18 protein-coding genes and 1 pseudogene are annotated in these 15,100 nt (G+C 46.3%); 6 read left to right on the top strand and 13 right to left on the bottom strand.

Annotated features, from left to right (window positions below; translation table 11 throughout):
- Nucleotides 1–79 precede the first annotated feature (79 nt).
- From PN462_RS16925 to PN462_RS16955, 7 genes are all read right to left on the bottom strand, one after another.
- A complete protein-coding gene (locus tag PN462_RS16925; protein WP_272129999.1) occupies nt 80–1,138 on the bottom strand; it encodes a hypothetical protein in 1,059 nt (352 codons plus the stop codon).
- Between the two features lies 1 nt (nt 1,139).
- Nucleotides 1,140–2,291 (bottom strand): DUF4336 domain-containing protein, encoded by a 1,152-nt coding sequence (locus PN462_RS16930; protein WP_272130000.1) that lies wholly within the window; start codon nt 2,289–2,291, stop codon nt 1,140–1,142.
- 73 nt (nt 2,292–2,364) lie between these two features.
- A complete protein-coding gene (locus PN462_RS16935) occupies nt 2,365–3,036 on the bottom strand; it encodes a peptidoglycan-binding domain-containing protein (RefSeq protein ID WP_272130001.1) in 672 nt (223 codons plus the stop codon).
- 38 nt (nt 3,037–3,074) lie between these two features.
- On the bottom strand, nt 3,075–3,686 hold the full coding sequence (locus PN462_RS16940) for a Uma2 family endonuclease (protein WP_272130002.1): 612 nt from the start codon (nt 3,684–3,686) through the stop codon (nt 3,075–3,077).
- 201 nt (nt 3,687–3,887) lie between these two features.
- Entirely contained in the window at nt 3,888–4,640 is a 753-nt protein-coding gene (locus PN462_RS16945; RefSeq protein WP_272130016.1) for an amino acid ABC transporter ATP-binding protein, read from the bottom strand.
- A gap of 3 nt (nt 4,641–4,643) precedes the next feature.
- Entirely contained in the window at nt 4,644–5,363 is a 720-nt protein-coding gene (locus PN462_RS16950; protein WP_272130003.1) for an amino acid ABC transporter permease, read from the bottom strand.
- Between the two features lie 6 nt (nt 5,364–5,369).
- On the bottom strand, nt 5,370–6,191 hold the full coding sequence (locus PN462_RS16955; RefSeq protein ID WP_272130004.1) for a transporter substrate-binding domain-containing protein: 822 nt from the start codon (nt 6,189–6,191) through the stop codon (nt 5,370–5,372).
- A gap of 372 nt (nt 6,192–6,563) precedes the next feature.
- Here PN462_RS16955 and gnd point away from each other — a divergent pair, with 372 nt between their 5' ends.
- Together gnd and PN462_RS16965 are read left to right on the top strand one after the other, a co-directional pair.
- Entirely contained in the window at nt 6,564–7,982 is a 1,419-nt protein-coding gene (gnd, locus tag PN462_RS16960; RefSeq protein WP_272130005.1) for a decarboxylating NADP(+)-dependent phosphogluconate dehydrogenase, read from the top strand.
- Nucleotides 7,983–8,281: 299 nt separating this feature from the next.
- Nucleotides 8,282–8,971 (top strand): glutamine amidotransferase-related protein, encoded by a 690-nt coding sequence (locus tag PN462_RS16965; protein ID WP_272130006.1) that lies wholly within the window; start codon nt 8,282–8,284, stop codon nt 8,969–8,971.
- A 17-nt stretch (nt 8,972–8,988) separates the two neighbouring features.
- Here the strand turns inward: PN462_RS16965 and PN462_RS16970 are convergent, their stop codons facing one another.
- Entirely contained in the window at nt 8,989–10,050 is a 1,062-nt protein-coding gene (locus PN462_RS16970) for a GGDEF domain-containing protein (protein ID WP_272130007.1), read from the bottom strand.
- A gap of 155 nt (nt 10,051–10,205) precedes the next feature.
- On the bottom strand, nt 10,206–11,060 hold the full coding sequence (map, locus tag PN462_RS16975; RefSeq protein ID WP_272130008.1) for a type I methionyl aminopeptidase: 855 nt from the start codon (nt 11,058–11,060) through the stop codon (nt 10,206–10,208).
- Nucleotides 11,061–11,437: 377 nt separating this feature from the next.
- Here map and PN462_RS16980 point away from each other — a divergent pair, with 377 nt between their 5' ends.
- Nucleotides 11,438–11,647 carry a hypothetical protein gene (locus PN462_RS16980; RefSeq protein WP_272130009.1) on the top strand — a complete coding sequence of 70 codons (210 nt, stop codon included), beginning with the start codon at nt 11,438–11,440 and terminating at the stop codon, nt 11,645–11,647.
- Here PN462_RS16980 and PN462_RS16985 read toward each other — a convergent pair.
- Complete coding sequence (locus PN462_RS16985) at nt 11,625–11,957, bottom strand: hypothetical protein (RefSeq protein ID WP_272130010.1); 333 nt, start codon at nt 11,955–11,957, stop codon at nt 11,625–11,627. The two genes, PN462_RS16980 and PN462_RS16985, sit on opposite strands and share 23 nt — an antisense overlap.
- Before the next feature lie 215 nt (nt 11,958–12,172).
- Between PN462_RS16985 and PN462_RS16990 the strand changes: the two genes are divergently transcribed.
- Nucleotides 12,173–12,709, top strand: a complete 537-nt coding sequence (locus tag PN462_RS16990; protein ID WP_272130011.1) for a GIY-YIG nuclease family protein — start codon at nt 12,173–12,175, stop codon at nt 12,707–12,709.
- A gap of 36 nt (nt 12,710–12,745) precedes the next feature.
- Here PN462_RS16990 and PN462_RS16995 read toward each other — a convergent pair whose 3' ends face one another.
- The 3 genes from PN462_RS16995 to PN462_RS17005 all read right to left on the bottom strand — a co-directional run bounded on the left by PN462_RS16995 (nt 12,746) and on the right by PN462_RS17005 (nt 14,340).
- Nucleotides 12,746–13,036: a DUF2103 domain-containing protein gene (locus tag PN462_RS16995; RefSeq protein WP_272130012.1), complete on the bottom strand. Its 291-nt coding sequence runs from the start codon at nt 13,034–13,036 to the stop codon at nt 12,746–12,748.
- Between the two features lie 10 nt (nt 13,037–13,046).
- Nucleotides 13,047–13,367: an ATP-dependent Clp protease adapter ClpS gene (clpS, locus tag PN462_RS17000; protein ID WP_443029200.1), complete on the bottom strand. Its 321-nt coding sequence runs from the start codon at nt 13,365–13,367 to the stop codon at nt 13,047–13,049.
- Nucleotides 13,368–13,461: 94 nt separating this feature from the next.
- The gene (locus PN462_RS17005) at nt 13,462–14,340 is read right to left on the bottom strand and encodes an SDR family oxidoreductase (RefSeq protein ID WP_272130014.1); all 879 of its coding nucleotides are present in this window, start codon (nt 14,338–14,340) and stop codon (nt 13,462–13,464) included.
- A gap of 305 nt (nt 14,341–14,645) precedes the next feature.
- Between PN462_RS17005 and PN462_RS17010 the strand changes: the two genes are divergently transcribed.
- On the top strand, nt 14,646–14,936 hold the full coding sequence (locus PN462_RS17010) for a CHAT domain-containing protein (RefSeq protein ID WP_272130017.1): 291 nt from the start codon (nt 14,646–14,648) through the stop codon (nt 14,934–14,936).
- Nucleotides 14,894–15,100 (top strand): annotated as a pseudogene (locus tag PN462_RS17015) (zinc ribbon domain-containing protein); the annotation flags it as partial. The gene PN462_RS17010 and the pseudogene PN462_RS17015, both read left to right, overlap by 43 nt.

Genomic DNA, 15,100 nt, shown 5'->3' on the forward strand with positions numbered 1-15,100 from the left:
AACGAGATATGGCGGTTTGGAGTCGCCCTCACCCCCCAACCCCCTCTCCCAACCTTGGGAGAGGGGGAGAAAATGTCTCTCACAAGTGTCTGAAACAACGGTGTCTCGTTCTACAATTTCTCACCTTGACAGGGCTGGGCGATAACACCAACGTCCCATCCTCCTTAAATTCGCACTGTAGCGGGTCGCAGAGACCATTGGCAAATTGTCCCGCAGCATTGGACCAATGGAAGGCGAAAAAGAGGGGGGTTTCTGCGGTTTCAGGGTTGAGTAATTTCCCCGCATATAACCCCGATGCCAGCAATTTTGCGGGAGACTTGCATAAGGGGAAGTCGGGATAGTCTAAGGGGACTAAATCGGAATATAAGTAATATGTTCCTGTCTGACAGTTGGCTTCCCCTTGTTGATGATAGCGTTGTTGGGAACAGTCTCCCTGTTGTAAACAGAATAGTAAGTATAATCGCTTCTGGTTGCCAAATCTCCGCCAGAAGACCTGCGGGACTTCCATCTGATAAAATTCTTCTGAGGCGACCAAAATCTTAGGAGGATTGGGCCATGCTTCTAGGGTATCCGAGACTTGATAGGCAATTGCCCCTCCTGCATCAAAAGCACTCTCCTTTAAGCGGGTGGAGATGAAGGCATAAAATAACCCATCTTCCCCTTGTATCACGTAAGGATCGCGCCAAGCGACCCCCTCAAAGGGGGTGCCAGGATTGGGTAAAATGGGGGTGTCTCTGTAGCGTTGCCAGTGGGTTAAATTGGGGGAGGTAGCTAAACCAATATTTTGCGATCGCTGCAATTCATGAGCCGTCCAAACCAACGCATCATCCCACCGTCTCCCCGTATAAAACAAATAATACACCCCCGTCACCGGATGCTCAATAATACTCCCCGTCCAAATCGACAAATTATCCCATCTATCCCCCTCACTCCGCGCAAAAACCGGCCCCTCTCGACTCACCTCTTGCCATCCCCAAGCAGTTAACCGAGCATGACCCACCGCCGAACAATTATGCCGCCGTTCCGGGTTATAATCACAATCAGCAGGAGAAGCCTGTAAATAAAATAAATGTAACTCCTCGGCCCACCAAGCAAACCAAAAATCCCAAATATACTGATCCAAGGGAAACCAAGGCATCTTATAAAATTCCTCGCTGACTAAAACTCTCCTCTAACGCTTGTAACAAAGCTAAATCGGCCTCCGGTAACGACGACTCCTTCATTAAAAAAGCAAAGGCTTGCCGAAACTCCTCTGGAGTAGCCAGAATAGGAGAAGTTAAATGGCACGGTACAATACGCTGAAACGGCCACCCGGCCACCCGTTCCACCCATTGTAACGTCTCTTGTTTCGCCCGACCGAGAATTAACTTCTGTAAAATAGGGGCAACCAACAACCGTCCCCCCCGACGCAGAGATTCAAACGAGAGTTGATCCCGTTGTGTCCATTTAAAAGGATAAACGCCAAAATAGGCTTTTTTCGAGCGATCTGGGGCATGAAAAGATTGTTTGATCGAATCAATCAAATCGACAATTTCCACAGCACTGGGGCGAAAATACATGGAAAAGAGAGCGATTCTTTCCCACCCCCGTTGACGGTTTTCGGGAGTATCCTCCATAGGTGCAAAGGTGTCATCTTTGGCATAAAACAAAAGCGGATAGGGATCAAGTTGTAGGATATCCGGAGGGGTTGCAGGGATAGACACCACCGTATCTGTCACCAGTAAACTTTGAGAGGGTTTATGAAAAAGGGCCACTTCTTCAAAAGGCCCTAACCCCAACTTCACTGGCCCTAAAATGGCATACTCAAATTGATCCCCATAGGGTACATTCGGCGTATCTGGGGACAAAATATGGGTGCGTTTACGGGGAAACCCTAGCCAACTGAGGGGTAAGTTAAGGGGAAAACTCCACTGGTTGGGGGCAATATAAACTTGTGCTTGGGGAAACTTGCGGGCAAAGGGTCCCACAAAGACTTTATGCTCAATTCCTGATACAGTGGGGAGGACAATGACTTTCACTTCCCCGTGTTTCTCCTCCAACTCCCGCATCAACCGCACACATTCCGGAGTGGGGGCCACGGGGGCATAAACCAATAGGCCACCCTCCTCTAACCGTACCACAGTCATGCGGACGGGAACGGTGACATAAAAGATGCCCTGGAGTTGGTCAAATGTCCAGAGGGTATCGGGGAGGACTTCTTGACGGAGAGTGCGTCGTTTCCCGTAGGGGTAGAGGGGAACAACTGGCCAAAAGGGCCAACTCCAGTCTCTGGGTGTACTTTGTTGCGCCAAGGCCAACCTCCTCAAAACCTATGCAGACTTTTCTAGGGTTATTGTCTCATAGGGCGGGGAAATCAGTCTTGATCTAAGGGGATAATGCGTCCCAAGTGGCCGGACCAACAACCCCATCCACTGTTAAATTAGACCGTCTCTGGAATTCTCGCACTGCTTCTAAGGTTTTCTCCCCAAAAATACCATCCACCGTCCCCGATAAAATCCCCAATTCTTGTAAACGGGTTTGTAAGCGACGTACTGATCGACCTTCCATTCCTAAACGCAGGACGGGGATATAATTGGGTTCTGGGTCTTCGGGGGGGTCTTCTGGGGATGTTTCAGTTGTTTCTGGGGTTTCTTCCTCGGAGGAGGTTGGGGGGGGGTCTTCGGGTTGTTCGGTGACGAGGGTTTCGGAGGTTTCTGGGGGGGAGACGGGTTCACTGGCCACTTCGGTGGGGAATAGTTTGGCCCAGGTGGTGGGTTCTACAATACCATTTACAGGTAAATTGGCGGCTTCTTGAAAGCGAGAAACGGCGATAATGGTGCTTTCGGTATAAAGTCCGGTGACTTCATCGGTGTAAAAACCGAGTAATTTTAAAGCTGCTTGTAATTCTTGGACGGCTTCCCCTTGACTGCCCATACGGAGCGTAGGACGATTGGGTTGGGGTTGGGCCTGTGCGCCTTGTTGGGGTGAGGGAAAGGCGGTTAGGAGTATTGAGACGGTTAGGGGGAAGAAGAGTGACCAGAGGTGTTGTTTCAGCATTTTGAGGGAATGGCAGCAATTGATCTCATGCTTACATTTTAATCTTGCTCTGGTTGTGCTGTTTCCCTTTCCTCGGTGGGAAACTCTACCTTATCGTATAAATCGGCTAATTGAAGGGTAAATTCCAATGCCTGTAATGAGACTGTGGCTTCTAAGCCATCATACTCCCGAAATAGCCAAGCCTGTTCCTCGGTTTTCGTATAATGTTCTACGTGAGCTTGATATTGGTCAATGAGTAAATATTCTTGAAAACTGTCAATGGTGCGATACGCTTTGAATTTACGGTCTTTATCGTAACTGCGAGTGGATTGGGATAAGACTTCTGCTATCATCAGGGGATTGGTGATGGTATCATTGCGTCCGGTGTGCAATTCCAAGGGTTGACGAACGACCATGACATCAGGATAAGTATAAATCTTCGGTTCTGGAATCCACAGACGTTGATCTGTGATAAAGACTTGATAGGGTTGTCGTCGCAAGGCAAAATTTAATGACCCTGCCAAATTCAGGTTAATTTGATTATGGTTGGGTGTACCGCCTGTCATAGGGGTAATTTCTCCATTAAGATACTCATGGCGTTCCTCCGATTGGGTTTCTTGGGTTAAATATTCATCGACTGTATATTGGTGTTGGCTGAGAGTAGAGATCATAATAAGTCCCCAAGTCCAGTATTGCTTTAATTTTAGTGTAGTTGATCTTTAACCCCTCACCCCCTCTCCCCATATGCTATGCTTTACCCACCAGACTGAGCCTTGGGTTTAAACCCATTGGTCAGACGCAATTCCCAATGAAATTAGAAGCTCATTGTAGTGGGGGAGGGAGTAAGGGGATCAGATTGGGAATTTGATGATTTATAACATTTTTTCGAGGAATTGTTTGGCGCGATCGCTTTTTGGTGCGGTAAAAAATTCACTAGGGGGAGCATCTTCAGCAATTTTCCCTCCATCAAGGAAGAAAATTCGATCCGCGACTTCCCGTGCAAACCCCATTTCGTGAGTCACGACGGCCATTGTCATCCCGGTGTCTGATACTGCTTTCATGACCTCTAATACCTCTTTTACCATTTCTGGGTCTAAGGCCGAGGTGGGTTCATCGAATAGCATAACATCGGGATTCATGGCTAACGCTCGCGCGATCGCAACCCGTTGTTTTTGGCCTCCCGATAAACGAGAAGGATAAGTATCTGCTTTCTCCCCAAGTCCCACTTTTCCTAATAAGTCTCTTGCTTGCTCCCTAGCTTCCTCCTTGGCCACTTTTTTCACTTTCATGGGAGCATAGGCAATATTATTTAACACTGTCATGTGAGGGAACAGATGGAAATGTTGAAACACCATCCCCACGTTTTGCCGAATGCGCATCGCATCGGTATTGGGATTGGTGATTTCTTCCCCATTAATATAAATTTTGCCAGAGGTGGGCATTTCGAGGAGATTTAAACAACGCAAAAAGGTCGATTTCCCGCACCCAGAGGGGCCAATGACTGCGACGACTTCTCCTTTATAAATTTCTGTGGTAATTTCTCGCAATACCTTTAAACTACCAAAAGATTTATAAAGGCGATCCACTTGAATTGCGGGGGGGGTTGCTTGCTCTTGAGGTTGCATCATTTAACCACTCTTGCGTAATTGAAATTCTAGATAATTTGCGGCCAACGTTAACACCATGACCATGACATAATAAATTACTGCCACAATGAGTAAGGGTTCAAAATAAACATACTTTTCTGCTCCCACAATTTGCGCTCGTCTTAATAAGTCTTGTGCGCCAATGGTCGAAACTAATGTAGAATCTTTTAAGAGAGCAATACTTTCATTCACCAAGGCAGGTAAAATATTCTTAATCGCTTGGGGTAAAATAATATCCAACATCATCGGTTTATAGCGGACTCCCAAGGACAGGGCTGCTTCTTGTTGTCCTCGATCTACCGCTAAAATACCGGCTCGAATTACCTCGGAAACATAGGCCCCAGAATTGAGCGAAAAGGTAATAACTCCCGCTTGAAACCCAGAAATATCATAGCCGGTTAACTGGGGGGTGGCAAAGTAAAAGAGCGATAATGTTACCAGTAAGGGGGTCCCTCGAAAAATCGAGGTATAAGCCATCCCAAACCAGTATAGAGGCTTAAACTTTGATATTTTAAATAGGGCTAAAATTGTTCCCCAAAAAAAGCCCAAAATTGCCGATAAAAACGTAAACTGTAACGTCACAACAATCCCCCCCAAAATGAAGCCAAGAGAGGGCATAATGCGCGAAAAGTCAAGATTCATTTGGGCTAAGAGAAAAGTATCAGAAAAACGGTCTAAACTGGTATTCAATAGGGTGATCATTGAATTTTATTCTGCTCCTTCCTCTGCTCCTTGGTTTGCATAATATTCCTCAAACCATTTTGTGATTAATTTCTCCATTTCTCCATTTTCTTTCATTTCCGCTAAAACGGCGTTAAATTCTTCTACTAATTCCGAGTCCTTGGGAAAGGCAATGGCAGACCCGGCAGCCTCTTGATCCTTAATAGGGAGAAACTCTAAATCGGGATTATTTTGAATGTACCCTTTGGCCACCGTATCCTCAACAATAGCGGCATCAATACGACCGGCTTTAATTTCTTGAACAATTTCGCTCACCTTATTACGAGGTTCTAGGGTAATATCACCAATTTCCTCCGCCTTTTCTTGAGCCGTTTCTTGTTGCGTTGATCCTAACTGAACGCCTACCGTTTTCCCCGCTAAATCCGCAAAAGTGTCATATCCTGACCCTTTATTAGCGATAATAGTATTCGTTGCTTCATAATACACCTCAGAGAAATCTACACTTTCTTCGCGTTCCTCTGTCGGTGTCATCCCGGCCATGGCAAAATCCGCACGATTGGACTGTAACGCTGGAATAATACCATTAAAGTCCATATCATTAATTTCTAACTCATACCCCAATTCTTCAGTAATATATTGGGCAATATCAATATCAAACCCCACAGGTTCACCTTCTCCCCGGGCCGTCTCGTAGAATTCATAGGGGGGATAGTCTGCAGAGGTGGCCATGACGAGGACTTTTTCCCCATCCTCACTCCCGGTTGTCTCGTTACTCCCGCACCCTGCGATCGCGCCTAACCCTAACGATACCGCAACCGCCAGCGTTAACACAAAATTACGCCGTTTCATGGACAAAAACTCCCTATAGACTTGCACAAGAGGTAAAAGATAACAGACCTCTCACCGTCAAAACGTATCCAATACTGCATTTTGTTCTGATCAAAAGATGGGAAAAGATTACGAGATTGAGGACTTATAACGTCAAATTAACCTAAACCCCTAAAATTTTAGAAAAATTTAACCTGAATCGCCAAAAATTAGCAAAAAAATCTCAATTCCTTGACTTTTCATTTAATTCTCAGACCAATTTAGACAGTTCGGGCTACCCTAAAAAATGATTCTCATGCAGATTGTCGGGAGAATACCCCATCATAAAAACAAGACTTACAACTAGAGTCAACGAAAACACGATCTGTCCATTCAAGAGGAAATAGAGTATTTATGACTAAGCGAACTTTTGGCGTAATTGGTTTAGCGGTAATGGGAGAAAATTTAGCCCTGAATGTGGAAAGTCGGGGGTTTCCCATTGCTGTCTATAACCGCACGGCCAGCAAAACAGAACAATTCATGGAAACCCGTGCGAAAGGGAAAGATGTCAAAGCGGCCTATTCCCTCGAAGAATTCGTCAAAATTCTAGAACGGCCTCGCAAAATCTTAGTAATGGTGAAAGCGGGGAAACCTGTGGATGCGGTGATCGAACAATTAAAACCTCTCCTCGAAGAAGGGGATATGATCATCGACGGGGGGAACTCTCTCTATGAAGATACCGAACGTCGCACCCAAGACTTAGAAGCTGTTAACCTCGGTTTTGTGGGAATGGGAGTCAGTGGGGGTGAAGAAGGTGCGCTCCACGGTCCCAGTTTGATGCCTGGAGGGACAGCAGCGGCCTATCAGGAACTTGAACCCATTTTGACGAAAATCGCCGCTCAAGTGGACGATGGCCCCTGTGTGACCTACATTGGCCGCGGGGGTGCAGGTCATTATGTGAAAATGGTTCACAATGGCATTGAGTATGGGGATATGGAACTCATTGCGGAAGCCTATGACTTGCTGAAATATTGTTTAGGCTTGAATAACCAGCAGTTGCATGAGGTGTTCAGTCAATGGAATGAGACGGAGGAGTTAAACTCGTTCCTCATTGAAATTACGGCGGATATCTTCAAATATATCGACCAGGAAACCAATGAGCATTTGATCGATTATATTCTGGATGCGGCTGGCCAAAAGGGGACGGGTCGCTGGACGGTGATCAGTGCGTTAGAGTTAGGTGTGCCAATTCCCACGATTTTTGCGGCGGTGAATGGCCGGGTGATGTCTGCGTATAAAGAGGAACGAGTGACGGCCTCGAAGCAGTTAACCCCGACGACGACGGATTTTACTGGGGATACTCAGGACTTCATTAATAAGGTACGGGATGCTTTATACTGCTCGAAAATGTGTTCCTATGCCCAAGGAATGGCGTTATTGGGGAAAGCCTCGGATCATTACGATTACGGGTTAAATTTAGCGGAAGATGCCCGGATTTGGAAAGGCGGTTGTATTATTCGGGCTGGGTTCTTGGATAAGATCAAGAATGCTTTTAATGAGAATCCGAAACTGCCTAATCTCTTACTTGCACCGGAGTTTAAACAGACGATTCTCGACCGTCAAGGGGCTTGGCGTGATGTGCTGGTGACGGCGAATCAGACGGGGGTAGCGGTTCCGGCCTTTAGTGCCTCGTTAGATTATTTTGACAGTTATCGGCGCGATCGCCTACCCCAAAACCTCACCCAAGCGCAACGAGACTACTTCGGGGCCCATACTTACGAACGCACGGATAAACCCAGAGGTGAATTTTTCCACACTGAGTGGATGGCCTAGTGCGTTAATTTCAGTCTGTTCAGACAAGGGGGGTCTCCCCTTGTTTTTTTTGTAACCAATATGCCTTGGGTTAAACCCCAAGGCTAATAGCTAAAACCCGTTAAAACGGGTTAATAGACCAAATAGAAAATTAAAAATGTAAAAATTTAGCTGTTCTATAATTGATAATTGTATTAGTAGATTGTCGGTTGGGTGAAGCGTAGCGTAACCCAACACCCCCTAACCATTAATAATTAATAAAGGATTAATTGGATTTGATATGATTGCTTACTGTTGACTGATTACTGATTACTATAAAGATGACTCAATCGGAAAATACTGTACTAGCTATTGTGCATCAAGAAACCTCTGATCCCGGACGAATAGGGCAACTCCTGCAACACAAAGGGTATAGAGTACAACGGTTATGCCCGGCCTTGGGGGAGTCTCTCCCGGAAAATGTCGCCGACTATCGGGGGGTGGTGGTGTTTGGGGGGCCGATGAGTGCCAATGATGAACATTTGCCTTTTATTCGGGCAGAGTTAGATTGGATGGGGAGAGTTATTGCTTCGGATACTCCCTTATTAGGTATTTGTTTAGGGGCCCAATTATTGGCGAGGGTGTTGGGGGCCGAAGTGTTTTCCCACCCGGAAGGACAGACGGAAATTGGCTATTATCCCATTGAGGGGGTAACGGAGGAGTTTCAGATGCCAGACTGGGTGTATCAGTGGCATCAAGAGGGGTTTGAGTTACCTAGGGATACGGTGCAGTTGGCAAGGGGAGAAACGTTTGTCAATCAGGCGTTTCGCTATGAGACAAAAACCTATGGCATTCAGTTTCACCCAGAGGTGACAGAGCAAATTGTCGATCGCTGGACAACAGTAGGGGCGGAAATGTTAGCGTTACCAGGGGCCCAACCCCGTCACGAACAACAGGAAAAATACTCCCGTCATCAAAAGGAGGGAGAACAGTGGTTATCAGGCTTTTTAGAAAATTGGTTGGAGGGGTAATGGGTAATGGGTAATTGTTAATTGTTAATGGGAAAAGACGGTTCAAAAACATAACGATCGCGCCCAGATTGCTTCGCCCGATACAAGGCTTCATCAGTGGCTTTGATTAACATTTGGGGGGGCTTCTCTAAGTCAGGGATAAAACTCGCTCCGCCAATACTCACGGTAACATAAGAACTCACTGAGGAGGGATGATGGGGAATTTTCAGTTGGCGGATATCTGTGCGAATTTGTTGGGCCAGTTGACACCCCTTTTCCTGTTCACAATGGGGTAACACCACGACAAATTCTTCTCCCCCATAACGGGCCACTAAACTCTCTGGACTTTGAATCGTGTCTTGTAAAGTTTTGGCCACTTGACGCAGACAGTCATCTCCGGCTAAATGACCATAATAGTCATTGTAGCTTTTAAAAAAGTCCACATCGGCTAACAGGAGGGTTAAGGGAGACTGAGAACAGGCCAAAGGATACCATAAATTCTGTAAGTAGTTATTAAAGCGACGACGGTTGGGAATCTCCGTCAATCCATCTAAGGCGGCCAAACGCTCTAATTCCTCATTGGCCTGCTCTAATTTTTGGGAAGATTCCCGTAATAAATGGGTGGCTAATTGGTGGATATGGGCCTGGGCCACCAACAATTGATGAACATCCAAAAGCCGATACTCTTGGGGGTTAACTTCAACCACAACGGGTTCTGTGAGTAATTCTAACGGTCTTTCGAGGGATTGACGAGCAGCATTGACGATGGAAATTTGGCCGGGTAAATGGAAAATATCTCGCCGCACAAACTCATACAAACTTTTGAGGGGCCGCTTAGAAAACAGTTCTAAACTATAAGGCCGCCCCATTAACTCCCAAAACCGTTGACGGGAAATCATCCCCATAAACTTATCATCCCGTAGGAGGATAACCCCCGGATGAGACGGGTTGCGCTCAAATTCTTTGGCGACTTGCCGACTTTGGCACGTCCAGTCCACCTGAAAGTTGTCCAGATAGAGGTCCTGAATGGTGGAATCTAGACCTAAGTTCGCGCAATGCTGCTGAACTAGGGGAAGGAGCATCGAGGGATGGGAAAACACGGTTAACACATTGTTACAGAGTAATGGAAATCAATCAGACAAATTTTCCTTTTTTTTTAACTTTTGTTAATTTAAATTTAGGGGCTTTTGAGGCCGTTATAACAAGTTTTTATCCGAGTGAGAACTGGTATTTTTCGGGATTTTCTCGGATGGCTTTATGAAATTTTGGTGCGGTCGGTGAGGATTTCATATCCTGTTTCGGTGACTAACACTGTATGTTCAAATTGGGCAGACAGTTTATTATCTGTGGTGACAACAGTCCAGCGATCGCGCAACGTCCGAGTAAACCGTGATCCTTGATTGACAATCGGTTCAATGGCCAACGTCATACCCGGTTTTAACACATGATTGGTTAATTCATGGGTGCGAAAATGAAATACAGCCGGATGTTCATGGAGATTCCGTCCGACCCCATGACCCGTATATTCTTCTACCACCGCATATCCCGATGCTTTCACACAATCTTCAATTGCTCCGGCAATATCCATCAGTCGATTCCCCGCTTTAACTTGTGCAATGCCTTGATATAAGGCAGCTTCCGCTACTTGGGTCAACTGTTCCACCTCAGCACTCACCCGGCCCACTGGAATAGTAATACAAGAGTCGCCATGATACCCATTTTGATACGCTCCTGTATCTACTTTGAGTAAATCCCCCTCCCGGATCACTTTTTTCGGACTGGGAATCCCGTGAACGACTTCGTTATTCAAACAGATACAAATTGAGCCAGGAAAGCCATAATATCCTTTAAAGCTAGGAGTGGCCCCTAGTTCTCGAATCCGCTTCTCCGCATATTCATCTAACTCTAGGGTGGTCATTCCTGGTTGCACCCGTTCGGCAATTTCTTTCAAGACGGTGGCGACAATTTTCCCCGATTGTCGCATGGTTTCCACTTCCTGTTCCGATTTGAGTTCAACCCCTCGATGGGAGCGACGCAAGGGGGGAAGTCCCCGTGTACTGGGGGTAGCTTTTTGGGATTTGGGTGTCAGAATATGGCTCAAAAACTTCATAAAGGACAGTCACAGAATACGGCAAGTTTCTCTTATTTTGGCATATTGCGGGATGGGAGTTGGGAGTTGGGAGTTGGGAGTTGGGAGTCGGGAGTTGGGAGTTGGGAGTTGGGAGTTGGGAGTTGGGAGATGAGGGAGTTGGGGGGGGAGATTATTTATTGTTTATTGTTCATTGTTCATTGAATTAGTGATCTCTCTCACTCCATTCTTTCGCTAGTCGTCACCGAGTCGAGTTTATTTTTATCACGCGATCGCGCTGAAACTGTCACCCGTCTCCCAGAGAACTATCACGGAAAATCCCCCTCACCTCGCGGATACTAAGATTGTCGAGTTTTCCCCTTACTCCCATGCCTCCAACCGAGAATCTGACGCGAGTTATGCTGCATGACAAAATCCTTTATAAGGTGCTTCTACTTTTTGGGGTGTTGGCCGTTTCTGCTATCTCCTCCACTGTCTTACTGCGGGTGCAAAACACAGTTGAGTCCCGTCAGACCGCAGTTTGTGAACGCTGTGAGTCCCAAACCGTTCCCTATCTTCCCCCCAATCGGGGACATCCCGATCAAACTATCCCCATTGGGACCCGCTAAACTGGAGACGATACCGCCATCCCACCACCGTCCAATTCACCGTTAGACAAGTTGTTCCTAATCCCAATAAAATAAACGTGACCGGGGTGACAACTCCCACCCAAAACCAACTGGAGACATGGAAAAAGAGAATTAGGGTAGTCAGACTGGCACAACTGGCACTCCAGAAGGTTTGTATCGGTGGCCGTTGCATAATCACACTCCCCAGGGTGTATAAGGTGATCAGTAAGTTTAAGGGAATTAATACGGCACAAATTGCACCACAGTACGTCCGAGAAAAGTCACCTAAAGTTGCTAAAGTTTCAATCACACGCGCTCATCCTATTACAGTTTTTTTGATTGTACAAAGAGTTGGACCAGGACGGGCTAATATTAAAGTTTATTACAAACTCCCACTGGCCTATTTTTCCGCTTCTCCGCTTCTCTTATGATAACCATGGGTTTTTATGGTTTAATCTTTAGATTGTCTTCACTTTTCCCCCTTGACTCTTATTCGAGAGATATAGACTAATGAGATATAGACTAATGACTGATACTCCTGAAACGCCGAATCTTCAAGACTTAACTTTTCTTCCTTATTTAGACGCAGGAGAAATTCCGAGTGAGTTACAAAGAAAGATTGGGGTTTATGCCATTTTTGATGAGCAGAGAACACTCCAATTGGTGGATTATTCTAGAGATATTTATACCAGTTTAAAACAGCATTTAGTCCGCCAACCGGACTACTGTTATTGGGTTAAAGTTAAGACTATTGAACGACCAAGCCGGACAATTTTAGAGGAAATTAAAGAGGCTTGGATTGCTGAAAATGGGGCGACTCCTGCGGGAAATGGTGAGGCGTTTTCCCAATGGCATGAGCCCATTGATGCCAAACCAATAATGACGGAGGAAGAAAAAGAAAGTTATCAGAAATGTGATGAGCTTGGACAAATGAAGTTATTTAAAAAAGTCGCTCGTCGCCTAGAGGCGGAAGTCTTAGCGAAGTTAGAACAGCGCAATGTACAGATGGAAATTCGCTTTAATCCTAAGAAGAAAGAGCAGGGATTATTAGACTTAAAGTAATTACCCATTACCCGTTACCCATTACTCATTACCCAATTATAAACAACTTGCGATCGCATCCTCTAAAGCTCCTCGTTCCAACTCTGTCACCACAAACACCTCCTGCACCGACTTCCCATAACGAGCTATCACCTTATGGCCGCCACGAATGGGGACCGACACCCGCAATTTGAGCTTGGGACTATGGCCCCTCGCTCGACTGAGAACCCCTGGGGTGACAGTCGTAATGCCTTCGACTTCCACCAGTCGTTCTAACACTGGAATCACCCCCGGAATATGGGTGGAATGATTCCAGACAAGGCGGCCATTAGATGAATAATTTCCCATTAGTTTATGCTCATGCGGCTTCTAGGGGGGCCATGGTTAACCCGGCCCGACTTAACTGTTGGTGATACAACTCGGCGGGTTCTTGGGGGCCAACCCAGACGATGGCCTGACCTTCAAAATGGACTTGGTTGGTTAACTCCCAAGCGCGATCGCTCGTCATACCCGGAATATACTTGAGTAAACATTCCGCCACGTGCTGAAAGGTATTAAAATCATCATTCAGCACAATCACCTTAAAATTCGGATAGGGTTTTTGGACAACTTTCCCTGCCTTCTCAGGGGCGAGAGTTGAGCCTGTTGTCATCGCCTTAAAGGATGCAAACACTCCCATACTCATAATTAAATCAAAAATACTTTTTGGACAGTCGTTATCATAGGTTTCCTTCATCCTACCGGAATTTAACGTTTTCTTCCAGAGGGAAAACTCAAACTTTCCCCCGTAACTCCATTAAAGCGGCCTTCACCGAGGGCGGATTATACCCTAACCCAAACGCCAGAGAACTATCCATGGAGAGATCAGCCGGACGGGGGGCCGCCATCGGGACATCTTTTTGGGAACATCGGGTAATTTGTTCCCTCGATAAATGAAACACCTCCGCCATCAACTCCCCAAACTCATAACGGGAGAGTCTTTCTTTTCCCCCCAAATGGACATAACCCTGTACCTTTTCCAAGGCCAACAATAACCCCCTAGCTGCCGTTGTCGCACTCACAGGCATTCGGTACTCATCATAAAATAAGCGTAAGGCTTGCCCCTCCCGAAATTGTTGTAAAAACGGTTGCAAGAAACTGTAAGACGTGGGAGACGCTTCACCAAACATAAGCGGCATTCGACAAATCGCCGTTTGCGGATACCGTTGTAACATCCCCTCCTCGGCCAGTAGCTTATGTTCCCCATAAAGACTCACAGGAGAAGGAGGAGAGGTTTCACGATAAGGGGGGTTTGTGCCATCAAACACTAGATCAGTGGAGGTAAAAACGCAGGGAATCTTCACTGTGGCACAATAATCCGCGATCGCACACGATCCCAACACATTAATGTTATAACTCTCCTGGGGATGAGTTTGGCAATAATTGGGGCGAGATAAGGCCGCTAAATGGATAATGGCATCGGGTTTAATCTCTGTCAAAAGGTGTCGCAAACTGGGAAGATCTTGTAGATCAGCTTTCACCTGTGAAACCCCCGGAATTTTGGCCCCATGGGTTGCATAAGTTCCATAAATTTGCCAATAGGGTTGGGCGACTTGGCACAATGTCCAACCGAGAAAACCACTTGCACCAGTCACCAGTAATTTTTGTTTCATAGGTTATAGGAGTAATCAGTATCCAGTATCCGAAGGCAGAGGGGTTTTAAAGGCAGAGGGCAGAAGGTAGAGGGGTTTTAAAGGTAGAGGGGTTTTAAAGGTAGATTGGTATGAATCCTGCCGGAATTATCTTGAGTGAAACCTCTGTTCAGGAATTATTCTTTGGCGTTGGACTATTATGCGCGATCGCAGGATATTTGGCAACAATTAGACAACCCTGTCAGTGAGGGCAGACTATGACCAAGAAAATTAGCGTTTAGCCAGCACGCCCATTCCTCCCCTCTCTATTGCAAGCATCCACCGAATTGCATCCATGCAAACCGCCTTGTTCAATAGTCCTACAAACCACCCCGATCACCGGAGATGGAGTCGTGGGGCTATCTCGCGCCTTTTTCGCCGCCGGGACAGCCAGTTTAGTGGCCACCCTCTGGAAAATCCTCGACACCCCCACCGCCGTCCTGATGAACGAATTTTATCGCCAACTGCAACACACCCCCAACCAATGCAGTCATAGCCAATTTTCTGTTACTGAACGATTATCTACTGGATGTGGTCGATTAATGATGCAGGTTGGTATCAATTCAGGAAGTGGTTAGAGTATTTTGGGGGTAAGTTTGGCAAGGTGACAATTGCTGTTAACCCTGCTCATACCAGCCAACAATGCTCTAACTGTGGCGCAATTGTCAAAAAATCTCTATCGACTCGGACTCATGTTTGTCAATGTGGGTTCACCCTAGATAGAGACTGGAATGCTGCCATT

The organism is Spirulina sp. CS-785/01, from assembly GCF_028330525.1.
GTDB lineage: Bacteria > Cyanobacteriota > Cyanobacteriia > Cyanobacteriales > Spirulinaceae > JAQMSD01.